Source organism: Acinetobacter sp. UBA6526, assembly GCF_002434875.1.
GTDB classification, from domain to species: domain Bacteria; phylum Pseudomonadota; class Gammaproteobacteria; order Pseudomonadales; family Moraxellaceae; genus Acinetobacter; species Acinetobacter venetianus.
In genome coordinates, this window is record NZ_DJLC01000146.1 from 14,704 (window position 1) to 30,121 (window position 15,418).

Here is a 15,418-nt window from a genome sequence, read left to right on the forward strand (position 1 = left end):
TTTAGTTCAAAGTTATGTTCGCGATTATTGCAGCGGTTGCTGTCATGTTCGGCCTTTCATTGGGGCGAGTTCCAGTTGTTTTTGCACTTGTAATTGGAGCTTTAACGGGAGGTTTGTTAGCAGGCCTAGGGGTACAAGGTACGTTAGACGCATTTAATAATGGTCTGGGCGGCGGTGCGCAAATTGCACTTGCTTATGGCGTGCTTGGTGCTTTTGCTTTGGCACTTGCTCGTTCTGGTTTACCTGATTTACTTGCTTATAAATTAGTTAAAAGTCTTAAAAATGATGCAGATATTCGTGCTCAGAAGAAGGTGAAATTTCTCATTTTTCTTACAGTTGGCGCGGCTGCGGTGGCATCGCAAAATGTCATTCCAGTACACATTGCATTTATTCCAGTTTTGATTCCACCGTTATTGATTGTTTTCAACCATCTACGTTTAGACCGTAGAGCGATTGCGTGTGTGCTAACTTTTGGCTTAGTTGCAACGTATATGTTCTTGCCTATGGGATTTGGTGCGATCTTCTTAAATGATATTTTAGCGCACAATATTAACCATTTTGGTCAAAGCTACGGTTTCCATATCAGCAACGATCAAATTCCTCGAGCAATGTTGATTCCTGTCTCTGGAATGTTCTTGGGGATGTTAACAGCGGTTTTTATTAGCTATCGTAAGCCGCGAGATTATCAAGACAAAGCATTGCATAACGTTGCTCGTAGCATCGTGGGTGAAATGACACAAGAACAACAAGCACCACAGATTGCAAAGTTCACATTATTCATGGCTGCATTTGCGATTCTAGCTACGATTGTTGTACAGCTTTATTCAGACTCAATGATCGTCGCGGGCTTAGTTGGTGTGGCGATCTTGAGTTGTGCTGGAATCTTTAAATGGAAAGAAGCTGATGATGTGATCGTGACAGGTATGCGCATGATGGCACTGGTTGGTTTTACTATGATTGCTGCCCAAGGTTTTGCCGCAGTTATTGAAGCAACCAATCAGGTTCCTGAGCTTGTGAAAGCTACAGCTGGCTGGATTGGGGATAGTAAAGCCTTAGCTGCTTTTGTCATGCTTTTGGTCGGTCTGTTGATCACTCTCGGTATTGGTTCTTCATTTTCTACTGTACCGATCTTAGCCATTATGTATGTGCCATTATGTTTGCAGTTTGGTTTTAGCCCGATGGCAACGATTGCAATCATCGGAACTGCTGCTGCATTGGGTGATGCAGGCTCTCCAGCTTCAGATTCAACTCTTGGGCCAACATCGGGTTTGAATATGGATGGTCAGCATGATCATATGAGGGATAGCGTTGTACCTACCTTTTTGCATTTCAACATACCCCTGATCATTTTTGGTTGGATTGCTGCAATGGTTTTATAAAAAATTAAAACTGTATTTAGGCTCTATTTATAGGGCCTTTTTTATTGATTGAGAAATACATCACAGAAAAATATTTTTTAATAATCTGTATATCAAAATATAAATATAGGTTATGACATTTTTTGTCTGTTTATTAATCTATTTGTATAATGCTGTCATTTTATTATTTTAAGATTAAATTATATTTTTAAGTTATTTTAAAATGTATTATTTAAAATAACTTTACTATTTTGGTCGGATATTTAAAGTATACAAAAAAGCTAGGTTTTATAGTAATTTAACTTTACTTAACTTGTCGGAATTATTAATTATTACATAATTTTACAAATATAAATTTATATTATTCAATATTTTATAAAAATAAATAAAATGGTCGGAATTTATGTGTATTGCATAATGTAAAAATACATGTCTATTATTATGCACAAGATCAATAATTTGTTAATGAGGTTGTTTAAATGTTAAAGAAAGCGCTCGTTATTGCTTTGCTGGGATTATCTTCAACTGCTTTTGCAGGTGGTTTTCAAGTTAAGGTCGGTGCAAGTTTAATTGATCCAACAGCGGATACTACACTTGCTCCTGGTGCAACTGTGAAAGGGGATCACGAGTTTGCATTTACGCCATCTGTTGAATATTTCTTCGGAGATACTCCTTTTTCTGCTGAGCTATTATTAGCTAATCCAATCAACCATGATGTACTTTTAAATGGTGATAAAGTTGCTAGTGTTCGTCAGTTACCACCAACAATTACAGCAAAATATAACTTCAAAAACTCAACTCGTTTTACACCTTATATTGGTGTAGGTGGTACGGCTTTTATTGCATGGCATGAGAAAGGCGTAGCCGATGATGTGAAAAATACCTACGGTTTTGCTGGTCAGCTTGGTTTCAACTTCCAGCCAGCAGATGCGAAAAATTGGGGCGTATATATGGATGTTCGTTATGCGGATATCAGTCCTGAAGTGAAGCTTGTAGATGGGACTAAATTTGATTTAGATCTTAATCCAGTCGTTTACACACTAGGTTATAGCTACAAATTCTAAGCTCAACCTAACCTTAAAGAAACCTCACGAAACGTGAGGTTTTTTTCAATTTAAATATAAAAAGAAACAAGGAATCGTCATTTCGTTTTGTATGCTGAAAAGAATGAAAAGTCATTCAGGGAAAAGTGATGCGACAAAAAGTTATTTATTCAGCCACACTGTTGGTTTCTAGTTTATTGATGTCAAATACCCATGCTGCCAGCTTTTCGTGTAAGGCTGCAAAATTAAAAGCCGAACAGAAAATCTGCCATACGCTCGTTTTAAATGATGCAGATGTTCGACTTGCGACGACCTATCAGATTGTTTTACATGCTTTACCAATGGGCGGACGTGATGCAGAAAAAGATCAGCAATTTAAATGGTTAAAGCAAAGAAATGCTTGTGGTTCGAATACTCAATGTATTCAAAGAGCTTATCAACAGCGTCAGCAACAATTAGATTTGCTTTTACAGGAACGCGTACTAAGTCATGGTCCTTTTTGATTGATTCGATTGTTAAATGTTAAAAAATAAGCAAACAAGGATTGAAAAATCGTAGAGATACACCATTCATAAATCATTCTAATTTGATAAGTCTCAAAATAAGGAGTGATTTATGAGTGAACAAGCATCACAAAATTATAGTTTCCAAGCTGAAGTTGCTCAGTTATTGCATTTAGTGACGCATTCTCTCTATTCAAACCCTGAAATTTTCTTACGTGAATTAATCTCAAATGCCTCTGATGCATGTGACAAATTACGTTTTGAAGGAATTAATCATCCTGAATATTATGAAAATGATCCTGATTTGCATGTACGGGTAACGCTAGATAAAGACAATAAAACACTCACCATTTCAGATAATGGGATTGGTTTAAGCCAGCAAGAAGCGATTGATAACCTTGGGACAATTGCGAAATCAGGCACCAAAGACTTTATGTCGAAATTAACAGGTGATCAAAAAGCGGATGCGCAATTGATTGGTCAGTTTGGTGTGGGTTTTTATTCTGGTTTTATTGTTGCTGACAAAATCACTGTTGAATCTCGTCGTGCGGGTGCAGATGCGGCTGAAGGTGTACGTTGGATTAGCGGTGGGACAGGTGAGTTTGAAGTCCAAACGATTGATAAAACCACACGTGGAACAGATATCATCCTCCATTTACGCGATGATGCGCTTGAGTATCTAGAATCGTGGAAAGTGAAGCAGATCATTAATAAATATTCTGACCATATTAGCTTGCCAATTGAAATGCAAAAAGAAGTTTGGCAAGAGGAAGAGGTTGCTGAGGGTGAAGAACCTAAAGGCGGTCAAATGGTCAAGACTGACGAATGGGAAGCGATTAACTCTGCAAGTGCGTTGTGGACACGCAGTAAAAATGAAATCACTGATGAGCAATATATCGAGTTCTACAAGAATTTAAGCCATGATTTTGCTGAGCCTTTGGCGTGGGCGCATAATCGTGTTGAAGGTAGTACTGAATATACTCAATTGCTTTATATTCCAAGCCAAGCGAAACAAGATTTGTTTACTCGTGAGGCGAAAGCAGGCATTAAGCTCTATGTGAAGCGTGTCTTCATCATGGATGAAGCAGATAACCTCATTCCAAACTATTTACGCTTTGTACAGGGTGTCGTGGATAGCGCTGACTTACCGCTGAACGTGAGCCGTGAATTGCTACAAGAGAGCCGTGATGTTAAAACGATTCGTGAAGGAAATGCACGCCGTGTTTTAACCTTGATTGATGGTTTAGCTAAATCGGAAGATGAAAAAGACCAAGAGAAATTCAAAACGTTCTATAGTGAATTTGGTTCAGTGTTGAAAGAAGGCCTAGGTGAAGACTTTGGTAATCGTGAACGTATTTTAAAATTATTACGTTATGCAACATCTACCAATGATGAGATCACCACATCTTTTGCTGAATATAAAGCGCGCATGAAAGAAGGGCAAAAAGCAATCTATTATGTGACTGCTGATAGTCTAACTGCTGCGAAGAACTCGCCACAACTTGAGCTATTCAAGAAAAAAGGCATTGAAGTACTTTTAATGGCAGACCGAGTTGATGAATGGGCAATGAATTTTGTCAATGAATTTGACGGTACACCATTACAAAACGTGTCAAAAGGTGCGGTTGATTTGGGAGACTTACAAGATGCTGATGAGAAAAAAGCACTTGAAGAAGCTGCTGAGCAATTCAAACCTGTTGTTGATCGTTTAACCACTTCATTGAAAGATAAAACCAAAGAAGTACGTGTAACCACGCGATTAGTTGATTCACCAGCATGTTTGGTTACGAGTGAAGGTGAGTTATCGCCACAACTAATCCGTATGCTGAAGCAAGCTGGTCAGGCTGTACCAGAAATTAAACCGACTTTGGAAATCAACCCAGAGCATCCACTGGTGAAAAAATTGGAAAGCTCTGCGCAGTTTGATGATCTTGCAAATGTGATTTTTGATCAAGCTGTGATTGCAGAAGGTGGTTTGCCTGAAGATCCTGCAGCTTATGTGAAGCGCATTAATAGTTTACTGATGAAATAAATGATTAAAAAAACCTCTGATTCGTCAGAGGTTTTTCTTATGGATAAATGTAGAGTTATCCACAGTTTCGATGCTTATTTCATCAGAACAATGTTTCCAAGCGGACAAATGTACTCACATAATGATTCCGATCTTCTCGGTGATCATTGAAATAATTTAAATCGCCTTGAACAAAAAACCATTCACGCCAAAGCGGTTGTCTCCAAGAAACAAAAGGCCCCCAACTGTTTAAGCGCAGGTCATTATTGTTGTAATAACCACCTGTATAGATACCATAGTTAAATTTGTTGTTGGCAAAGAATTGGTGCTGACGAAATATTCGGTTATCCCATCGTAAGTCATCATCTTGATCATCTGCATAGGTGAGGCTGAGTTGATCTGATAAAAAGGGTTCATTCGGACGAGCATGGATGAGTTCTAAATTGGTTCTAAGATAGTTTTCGCTTTGGCTGCCATAGCGATAGATTTGCTCAGCATTAAAACGGAAATCATTTTCTAAATCCCAATATTTTTTCGCGCGTAAGCGTAAGTAAATGTCATCCCCTGAACGTATACCGATATCTGCATCTGTTTCAAACGGAAGTTTTTTCGAAAAGTTCGACCAGCGTAATGCAATGGATCCATTGTTATCACGTGTTTGTTTTGAATCAAATTTTTTGTCTGGGTCCTGATTTGGTTGGTTGTTGGTATTGGCAATATTATTATCAAATTCATCATCTAGTGAATCATCACCGAAGACCAAGCTAAATCTTTTCTCTAATGTGGGAAGCTTAATTTTTCCTCGAATACGAGGTTTGACTTCATAGCCATCATATTCGTTCCAATAGTTATCCAACATAAAACGAATCGTTGCAGAAGCAGGTTTATCAGGATCAACATCGCCAAACCAATCATCAATTTTCACAGAAGTGCGATCTGCCCAATTGCGAATATCTCGCTGTTTTCGATCTACCCAAGTTTTCTCCTCAGTCTCAGACATTGGTGGAACATTAGGTTGATTAGATTGTTCAGGGAGTATCGTTGGGGTTGCATCAACCCATTTGGGAATATAGTTCAGAACGCTTTCAGAGCTTTTATTCTGCGTCTCTTGAGTATCATTTTGCGAATCAGGAGTGGTTTCATCAGCAGCGTAAGTCACATTAATTGACCCAAGCGAAAGTGCCAAAATGCTGTAAAAAAGATGAGCAGGTACCGTTTTTTGGAAAATATTCATAATGAAAACTTTTATATTGTTCTTAGTATCAATTTTGATTATTTCATCAATAAAATCAATACCAAGACACAAAAAGCAGCAATTCATTCATTTGGGTTTACAAGAAAAATGTATTCGCCAAAAAAGAAAAGTCATCAGCAAAATTTTGATGATGACTGATTTAATTATATTAAGTAGATCATGATAGATCTGAATTTTCTAAAGCTTGATATAAATCATTGACGGAAATAGGTTGAGCAAGGCGGCTAATCACTTGACGAATTAATTGCCATGTATAGCCATCAGTACGATCAAGCAATAGGTAAGGATAAGCTTGATCTTCGGCAGATAACTTAATCCGTTCTGCACCATGGATGACACGAATCTTTTGATGCTCTTTGAGTAAAATAACAGGAGTTAAAAAGTTCGCTGCTGTTTCCTCAAAAGGAATAAACTTTTTCGTATTAATAAATGATGCTGGAATATATGGGTACGCTTCTTCATTACGTTGCCAAACTTGTGCTCCGTTCATAATGCATTCATTAAAAAGAGTTTCATGCTGGTGATAAAACTTTTTAAATGTCGTCCAAGTGGTTTGATGAATTGAGCTTGTTCTAGTGTGACGTTGGTCTGTATATGCTTGTAGCACTGTAATCGCATAGTCGACACTATGCGTACCAATTAGAACCACATAATGTGAAAACTGGCCTTGCTCGTAAAGTTGTTCCGCAATGAAAATTTGAGCGGTTCCCCAATGTGGTTGCTCATCATTTTCTGCTTTTAAATAGAGCCAATCAATTTTGATATTTTGATTAATTTCATCATGTAGTTCTACACGATACAAGGATGGGTATAATTTAGGATCTACGCGCTCTAGGCGGCATAATAAGCCATCTAAATTAAAATCTTTGAGTGCAACAGGCTTCGCTTTATTAATATTTGCAACAGAAGGTGAGTTTTGTCTAAAGCTTGGTCTAGGACGTGTTGCCGTGACTGTACTTGAATTACTCGAAGGCGTTACAGGTTGAATTTTTTCTTGAATAATCGCTTCGAGTTGTGACTCAAAGTTTGCAGTTTCTTTACGTAATAATGAGAGTTGTTCTTGAGCAGAAAGTGTTGTCGGTATTTCGTTATGAGCTTCTAAAACAGGGATGATGGTTTTTAATTCCTCATCAGTTCGAATAAATTCGCGACTATGCTTTTTTAACCATTCAAGTGCTTCTTGAGTTGAGGTCATCCATGGACTTTTTAAGAATGATAATGACGGACGAATGACCCATATTTGCCAATGCTGTGATTGACGTAGAGCAGCCCAACCCATATCTGCCGAAGCAAATAAGGCACTTTCAACTCTTCCCATAAAATTATAGGTTCCACGATAAGTCATTGAGAAACCATAATCTTCTAAATCTTGTTTTGAAAATTCTTCTTGTTGCATAAATTCTTTAAAAGCCGTTAGTTCATCCTGAAACAGTGGGTCATTGCAAGACGCACAGATATCTTTGATTCGTTGTTTCGATTTTGCAATTTCAAAAAGTGAAGCTTTATTATCATTGAGGCCAACGATCAAATGTTTGAGCTCGTCAACCAATAGTGCTTTCTCTAATACGTCCATTGCCTGTTTCCTTAGAGATAGGCTTGAGCCTGTTTTAAATAATGAATCAGTACTACATTTACAGCATTTTCGAGCAATTTATATTCAGTTGTAGTCGTCAGAGTATGCTGATGCGCCAATGCTACAAGCTGTTTTATACAAATATGTTCAGGCTGAACTTGACCACTCAATAAGGCTTGTAACTCTTGCATTTCCATAACAAAAGATTGTCACTTTATGACGATTATAGAAGAAATATAGGTAAAATCTAGAGAACGTCAATTGGTAGAGAATCTCATTTGAGGATTCTAAATCGAGATGTTGATCATGTTTTATTGGTAAAATAAAAACACTTTAAAAAAATGAATCGGATAATTAGATGGTACTGCAAAAATACATCTATAAATTTATAAGCAGCTTGTGATTTCGTTCACAAATCAACTAGCTAAAAGTTGAGCAATAAGCTCATGAACTTTGTTACAGGATTTTTTGGCTGAGATAGGCGGTATTTTTTTAAAGATAATTGGTTTAAATCAACAAATTAAGTTCTATAAAGAATGAGCTCTATCTAACGATAAAACTCATCTGTAGGTTTAATTATTTAAGGTTTGATTTCGCAAGAGTCATCATTACATTGTGCAGCATCGGTCTGTTCAATATTTTGATCATCTGAATCTGCTTGCTGCAAAGCTTGTAAGAAAACTTCACGAGGTTGCGCCCCCGAAAGTGCGAGCTTTTGATCAAACACAAAAAATGGCACGCCAGTAACTTTAAGTTGCTCATGTGCAATTTTTTCATCATGACGAACAAAATCAGCGAGTTCATCTGAATCTAATACATATTCAACTTCAGCATTGTCTAAACCGATACGTGAAGCAATTTCCTCAACAACTTCACGCTCTCCAATCGCAAGACCTTCGGTCATATACGCGTGGAAGAACGCTTCTTTTGCTTCGTTTCCTAGTCCCTTACTTTGTGCAAGATGAATAATACGATGTGCATTAAAGCTATTACCTGAATTGGCTTTCTGCCATTGGAAGTCGATGCCTTCTGATGCTGCCATTGCTGCAACATTACGCTCCATCTCTTCCATTTCAGCGTAGCTTCGACCGTACTTTTTAGCTAAACGCTCTGTATTTGATGTGTCATGTTTTGCGGGTGCATTTGGATCAAGTTCAAAACTATGCCAATGGATTTCCAGCTCAATACCTGCTTCCTCAGCAACATGTTCTAAGCGTTTTTTACCGATATAACAAAAAGGGCAGACCACATCTGACCAAATATCTACACGCATGATTGATCTCTTTAATTAACATTAAACAGATAATAGGGACTGTGTACACGAATTTAAAGCGGTGTGAATGTAATGCAGCGTTACGTACACTGCAATAAAAACGATATACTATCTAAGTATTGTCTTGATTAAACTTAGATAAAACATAAAAAATATAATGAAATGAGGAGGCTTTATGCGCCGTGTATTAGTTTTGATCGGTGTGGTCGTGCTGTGTATCGGTTCATTTTTTTTCTACCAACATTACCAACAGCAGCGTGTTTTAAACAATCAAAAAATGTTCGATGTGGTCATGTCTGAAAAAATGCGTGCTCTTTATATGCAAGCACAGGATTGGTCGACACCTGTACAGCTGGATATTCATGATGATCGTCTGTCAGGTGATTATAAGAAAATGTCAGAGTTTTTGCTGACTTATTGGATGCAAAATATTGAAGCGCGAAATCAATATTTACGTGAGTTAAAAGCTGCAAATTGGGATACATTTTTGGATGTTGAACGTTTGGATCGTGATCGTAAACAGGACTATGCAGAAACTGAAAAAATGCTTGCTGATGTAACAAAGATTTCCGCTGAATATGAAAAACAACGTCTACAACTTCAATTGAGTTCATTGCAACAGGCAAAACAGTTGTCAATTGACGATGAAATGAAAACGTCATTATTGGCAAAAATTGAAAGCAATATCAATGCAGAAAATGCTGATGATATATTCGTTATAGAACAACAAATTATTGAAAAAGCACAGGCGATGTTTGATTTATTGAAAAAGGATCAGTGGCAGAAAAAAGGTAAGATGATTCTTTTCCCAGAAACAGCGCAAGTAAAAAAGTTTAATGCTTTATATCAAGATGTTTTAAAGCTAAATGCCAAAATGAATAACATCAAGAAAAACAATACTGAAGTTTTGGATGAAGAACTTTAAGTTTTAAAAAGACAATGATTTGATATTTAAGTCATTGTCTTTTTTAATGATCATCAATCAAAAATTTTATCTGCCGCTTGGAAAGGTAGGCTAACGACATCAATTGCAACTGCAAAAGGTAGCAGCACCAGCTTCTCAAAAGGATTTAAGCTAGATTTTGATTGGTAACTTTCTTGCTTATTTGTGTAGATTGTAACTTGATAGGCCTTGCTGAGTGCTTTGAGTGAAGTGAGGTTGTTAGCAACAGGATACACCACACCAGCCAATTTAAGATCAAAACAGAATCGCTGTGCTTGCATACGTTCATCACTAGAACTTGAGCATTCTCTCGCACCATTTTCAATGAAAAACGCTAAGTCTTTTTTGCTTAAATCTTCTTTGAGCTTTACATAAGAAAGCGGCAGTGTGCCTGAGAAATGCCCGTCATTTTTTTCAGAATAAAAACTGAGGTCTCGCGTGATTTGGATATTTTTAGGATCAAGCTTGCTGATAAGAGTGAAGAACTGTGCACCTCCCTGAGTGAGGACATAGCTATTCTTTTGACCCGCAATCACAATGCTATCTTTAGGTAAATTTGCAGATAGTTGGGCAGGGCGACCAAAGGCAACAACATTATCTTCAACTAAAGTAACTTTGGTGGTTCGATTATAAGTTTTATGATCTTTTGTGATGAGCGTTTTGGTTGCACAGCCTGATAATAGTATCCCTGTCAGTGCGATCACACTTGTTATTTTCATTGAAGTGAACAACATCTAAGACTCCTAATGATTTGAATTTTAAAATCAAAAAAATGAATATTTATAAAACAATCAAAAGACCATAATAAAAAAAATGAGTTGAAGCTAGACGTTTTATGACTAATATGCTGATTTTTACAAAGATTACACATATTTTATAAGGGCGAATAATTTGCTATTTAGTACAAAATTTTAATGATATTTACCGTTTATCAGACCCATACTGAATCTATAACGACTTTGTTGTAACCTAATTTTATAGATTTTATTTATTCATCTTGAGCTGGTTGAAGTTTGCATATGGTGAATGATTTTTGGAGTAAGCGATGAACGTTTTAAAACGATCAGCCCTCATTTTTATTTTTTCTTCTATGATGGGCGTACCTGCTGTTTATGCTGAGGATGAAGTGGCTTCACTGCCTACGATCCGTCTCATGGCTGAATCTGAGTTACGTGAAGAAGTTGGGATTGTTCCATATCAAGAAGATAAAAATGTACGACAAGCCCTTCAACATCATCTCTATAAAGTCAATTTAGATATGCAAAATCAAGAAGTGAGTGAAAGTGTTGGCGGTTTTAATTACCAGCCTCAAGCTGCTCAACCTGATTTGTCATACGTTCCAGCGATATTGCAACAATATATTTTGGCAGTGGCAAACGGTTTTCAGTCATCAGATCCAACGAATGGTGTTTTTAAAATGCTAGAGCCATTGAATATCAATCGGGATAATGCAATTGATTTCCAAAATGGAACAATGAAAGTTGATCTTAGCGATCTTTTGAAATTACAACAGCAAATCCGAGATGGTTTAAATCCTCCACCGAGTCCATTGTTTCCGCGTTAAAAACTTGATTCTAGCAATAAAAAATCCCCGCATATAGCGGGGATTTTTTATCTCAGTGTTGATTAAACACGTTCGATAATCGTCGCGATACCTTGACCAAGACCGATACACATCGTCGCAAGACCGATTTGCGTATCTTGTTGTTCCATCACGTTCAACAATGTTGTTGTGATACGAGCACCTGAACAACCCAATGGGTGACCCAATGCAATCGCACCACCATTCAAGTTGATGATGTCTTGTTTGTCATAAACGCCTAAGCCTTTCATTACTGATAAGCCTTGAGCAGCAAATGCTTCGTTTAACTCAATCGTTTGGATGTCAGCCATCGTTAAACCAGCACGTTTAAGTGCTTTTTGAGTTGCTGGAACTGGACCGTAACCCATGATCGCAGCATCACAACCTGCAATTGCCATTGAACGAATCACAGCACGTGGTTTTAAACCCAATGCTTGAGCACGCTCAGCAGACATCAGCAACATTGCAGATGCACCGTCAGAAAGCGCAGATGAAGTTGCAGCTGTTACTGAACCGCCTTTAGGATCGAAAACTGGTTTCAATGCTTGGAACGCTTCAAGGTTTGCATCTGGACGAATTACTTCGTCGATGTCGCAAAGGATTTTGAAGCCGTTAGCATCATGACCTTCTACACCAACGATTTCGTTTTTGAAACGACCTTCTTGAGTTGCAGCCCAAGCACGACGGTGAGATTCAACACCGAACGCATCTTGTTCTTCACGAGAGATACCGTTCATGCGACCTAACATTTCAGCCGTTAAGCCCATCATGTTAGATGCTTTTGCATAGTGTTTAGACGCTTCTGGGTTCAGGTCGATACCATGCATCATACCGACGTGGCCCATATGCTCAACACCACCAATGATGAATACATCACCTTGATTCGTCGCGATTTGGGCAGCAGCCGTATGGATTGCTTGCATAGAAGAACCACAAAGGCGGTTTACTGTTTGGCCGCCAGCAGTTTTTGGAATATCAGCCAATAAACCAATGTTACGAGCAATGTTCATACCTTGCTCTAAAGTTTGGTTTACACAACCCCAGATTACATCTTCAACTTCATTGGTATCAAACTGGTTACGAGCAACAAGTGCACGTACTAATTCAGCAGATAAACTGTCGGCACGTACATTGCGGAACATACCGTTACGTGATTTGCCCATGGCAGAACGAACGCCATCAACAATCACAACGTCACGTGGATTTAAAGTAGCCATTCACGTCGCTCCTTAACCGTAGAATTTTGTGTTGTTAGCAGCCATGTCACGCAACATTTGTGGCGCTTCATAAGCCTTACCTAAGTGTGCATATTTGTCGCAAAGCGCAACGTATTCAGCAACACCAGTTTGGTCGATGTAACGGCATGGACCACCACGGAATGGAGGGAAACCTACACCCATGATCATCGCCATATCTGCTTCAGAAGCAGTTGCAACAATGTTGTCTTCTAAGCAACGAACGGTTTCGTTACAGAAAGCAAGCATCATACGGTCAATGATTTCTTGGTTATCAAACTCTCGTTTTTCACCAGTAACGTAAGGAGCGATGATTTCGTATGCTGTTGGATCAACAGTTTTCGCTTTCTTACCTTTCTTATCTAACACGTATTTGTAGAAACCAACGTCATTCTTTTGACCAAGACGTTTTGCTTCGTACATCGCTTCGATAGAACCTTTGTAATCTGGCTTCATACGGTCAGGGAAACCTTCTGCCATTACTTCTGCGCCATGAACACCTGTATCGATACCAACAACGTCGATCAAGTATGCAGGACCCATCGGCCAGCCGAATTTCGCCATTACATTGTCAACTTGCTGGAAGTCAGCACCGTCTTTAACGAGTAGGTCGAATGCACCGAAGTAAGGGAACAATACACGGTTAACCAAGAAACCTGGGCAGTCGTTTACAACGATTGGTGTTTTACCCATTTTCTGAGCAAGAACAACAGTTGTTGCGATTGCTTCTTCAGAAGTTTTCTCACCACGAATGACTTCAACCAATGGCATCATGTGTACTGGGTTGAAGAAGTGCATACCAACGAAGTTTTCAGGACGTTGTAATGCTTTCGCCAAACGAGTAATCGAGATTGTAGACGTGTTAGAGGCAATGATCGTGTTTTCACGAACATGCTTTTCAGTATCTGCAAGTACGATTTCTTTAACTTTTGGATTTTCAGTTACCGCTTCGATCACGATATCCACTTCTTTAAACTCATCGTAGCTCAAAGTAGGACGGATGCGAGCAAGTGTTTCACCCATTTGCGCTGGTTTCATTTTCTTGCGTTCAACTTGCTTAGTGAGCAAGCCATTCGCTTCTTTCATACCGAGTGCAAGTTGTGGGTTACCAATGTCTTTCATGATGATTGGAGTGCCTTTGCTTGCCGCTTGGTAAGCAATACCACCACCCATGATACCCGCACCTAAAACAGCTGCTTGGTTTACAGGATGAGCACCTTTCTCATATTTTTTCGCAGTTTTCTTCACAACTTGATCGTTGATGAATAAACCGATTAATGCACCAGCTTGTGGTGTGATTGCTGCTTTAGCAAAACCTTGAGCTTCTGCTTTTAATGCATCATCACGTGTTGAGCTTGCGCCTGCTTGTAAAGAATCAAGTAATAATTTTGGAGCAGGGTACTGCGCAGGATTTGCTTTAGCAAGAACTGCACCTTTCGCAGTATTGAACGCCATCATTTGTTCAAGTGGGTTCAATTTGATTGCGTCTAATTTTTCTTGACGCTTTGCTTTCCAGTTCAAACGACCAGCAAGTGCTTGTTTAACTAAGTCAACAGCAGCTTCTTGTAATTTGTCAGCAGCAACAACTGCATCTACAGCACCATCTTTAAGTGCAGCAGCTGGCTTCTTAGGATTCGCCATTGCCATCCATTCAACGGCATTGTCGATACCGATGACACGGCTTAAACGTACGCTACCACCAAAACCAGGATAGATACCCAATTTGATTTCTGGTAAGCCAACTTGAGCTTGCTCAGACATGACACGGTAGTCACACACTAAGCACATTTCAAAGCCACCGCCAAGTGCCATGCCATTGATCGCAGCTACTTTAGGGATATCTAAATCTTCAAAACTGTTGAAGATTTCGTGTACAGGCATAAGCCAATCAATGATTGCTTGTTCACCAGCAGCGAAATTGTCGCCAAATTCAGTAATGTCAGCACCAACGATAAATGTTGATTTGCCAGAAGTAACAACTAAGCCTTTAATATCGTTATTGGCTTTAACTGCAGCAATCGCTGCTTGGAAGTCTTCAATGGTCGCACGGTTAAACTTATTAACCGACTCACCTTGTAAGTCAAAGCGGAATTCTGCAATTCCGTCCGCAAGCATTTGGACGGTAATGGCATTGCCAGCGTGGATCATGCCTGATCTCCCTTGTTGTGGAGGATTCTGAGTTGATGTCATAAAGCCTGAGTGCAATTAAGTGCACAAAATGCTTCGCTAATCTTACGATAACTATATCCAAAAAGGACATAACAAGTTGTATCAAGCCGTGACGCTAGGGTCATCTATTCTTTTTAGGCTAAGATTTATCAGAATTACTTCATTATTATTTTTTAGAATTTTTATAAAAAACAATAATTAATGTTTTATTGTCGGTGGTCATTTATGGTGTGTTGAGGCCTTGTAAATGAAAATATAGCTCAAAACGAGCCTGAGATTGTCTTGTCAGTCATTAAACTTTTAGAAACTCTGTTTATTTCATCACTTTACGATATGTTTTTTGATGTAGTTGGCTTATTTGTTGCTTATTAATGATGTGTAGCGCTCAATTTTTATTTTAAGTTTTTGATTTGTATTTTTAAGTTGTTATTTGAGTTGGAAAATGGATTTTTAGACTGACAAAAATTGTTAGT

13 protein-coding genes are annotated in these 15,418 nt (G+C 38.5%); 6 read left to right on the top strand and 7 right to left on the bottom strand.

What is annotated here, in order from left to right:
• Positions 1-14: 14 nt before the first annotated feature.
• From B4237_RS09745 to htpG, 4 genes are all read left to right on the top strand, one after another.
• Positions 15-1,379, top strand: a complete 1,365-nt coding sequence (locus B4237_RS09745; protein WP_004876426.1) for a Na+/H+ antiporter family protein — start codon at positions 15-17, stop codon at positions 1,377-1,379.
• A gap of 458 nt (positions 1,380-1,837) precedes the next feature.
• Complete coding sequence (locus B4237_RS09750; protein ID WP_004876427.1) at positions 1,838-2,422, top strand: OmpW/AlkL family protein; 585 nt, start codon at positions 1,838-1,840, stop codon at positions 2,420-2,422.
• 128 nt (positions 2,423-2,550) lie between these two features.
• The gene (locus B4237_RS09755) at positions 2,551-2,904 is read left to right on the top strand and encodes a lysozyme inhibitor LprI family protein (RefSeq protein ID WP_278595994.1); all 354 of its coding nucleotides are present in this window, start codon (positions 2,551-2,553) and stop codon (positions 2,902-2,904) included.
• Positions 2,905-3,016: 112 nt separating this feature from the next.
• Positions 3,017-4,936 (top strand): molecular chaperone HtpG, encoded by a 1,920-nt coding sequence (htpG, locus tag B4237_RS09760; protein WP_004876430.1) that lies wholly within the window; start codon positions 3,017-3,019, stop codon positions 4,934-4,936.
• An 82-nt stretch (positions 4,937-5,018) separates the two neighbouring features.
• Here htpG and B4237_RS09765 read toward each other — a convergent pair whose 3' ends face one another.
• The 4 genes from B4237_RS09765 to B4237_RS09780 form a co-directional block, all read right to left on the bottom strand.
• Positions 5,019-6,149 carry a hypothetical protein gene (locus B4237_RS09765; protein WP_278595986.1) on the bottom strand — a complete coding sequence of 377 codons (1,131 nt, stop codon included), beginning with the start codon at positions 6,147-6,149 and terminating at the stop codon, positions 5,019-5,021.
• Between the two features lie 178 nt (positions 6,150-6,327).
• Positions 6,328-7,743, bottom strand: a complete 1,416-nt coding sequence (locus B4237_RS09770; protein WP_278595985.1) for a hypothetical protein — start codon at positions 7,741-7,743, stop codon at positions 6,328-6,330.
• 11 nt (positions 7,744-7,754) lie between these two features.
• Positions 7,755-7,940, bottom strand: coding sequence for a hypothetical protein (locus B4237_RS09775; protein WP_004876437.1), 186 nt, complete (start codon positions 7,938-7,940; stop codon positions 7,755-7,757).
• Positions 7,941-8,323: 383 nt separating this feature from the next.
• Complete coding sequence (locus B4237_RS09780; protein ID WP_007480151.1) at positions 8,324-9,016, bottom strand: DsbA family oxidoreductase; 693 nt, start codon at positions 9,014-9,016, stop codon at positions 8,324-8,326.
• Between the two features lie 175 nt (positions 9,017-9,191).
• On the opposite strand from B4237_RS09780, the gene B4237_RS09785 reads away from it, so the two are divergent.
• On the top strand, positions 9,192-9,941 hold the full coding sequence (locus tag B4237_RS09785; RefSeq protein ID WP_004876440.1) for a hypothetical protein: 750 nt from the start codon (positions 9,192-9,194) through the stop codon (positions 9,939-9,941).
• A gap of 53 nt (positions 9,942-9,994) precedes the next feature.
• Here the strand turns inward: B4237_RS09785 and B4237_RS09790 are convergent, their stop codons facing one another.
• Complete coding sequence (locus B4237_RS09790; protein ID WP_061392138.1) at positions 9,995-10,693, bottom strand: hypothetical protein; 699 nt, start codon at positions 10,691-10,693, stop codon at positions 9,995-9,997.
• Positions 10,694-11,004: 311 nt separating this feature from the next.
• Here B4237_RS09790 and B4237_RS09795 point away from each other — a divergent pair, with 311 nt between their 5' ends.
• Positions 11,005-11,523 carry a hypothetical protein gene (locus B4237_RS09795; RefSeq protein WP_061392137.1) on the top strand — a complete coding sequence of 173 codons (519 nt, stop codon included), beginning with the start codon at positions 11,005-11,007 and terminating at the stop codon, positions 11,521-11,523.
• A 62-nt stretch (positions 11,524-11,585) separates the two neighbouring features.
• Here the strand turns inward: B4237_RS09795 and fadA are convergent, their stop codons facing one another.
• Entirely contained in the window at positions 11,586-12,758 is a 1,173-nt protein-coding gene (gene fadA / locus B4237_RS09800) for an acetyl-CoA C-acyltransferase FadA (RefSeq protein WP_004876444.1), read from the bottom strand.
• A 12-nt stretch (positions 12,759-12,770) separates the two neighbouring features.
• Positions 12,771-14,924 carry a fatty acid oxidation complex subunit alpha FadB gene (gene fadB, locus B4237_RS09805; RefSeq protein ID WP_004876445.1) on the bottom strand — a complete coding sequence of 718 codons (2,154 nt, stop codon included), beginning with the start codon at positions 14,922-14,924 and terminating at the stop codon, positions 12,771-12,773.
• Positions 14,925-15,418: the final 494 nt, after the last annotated feature.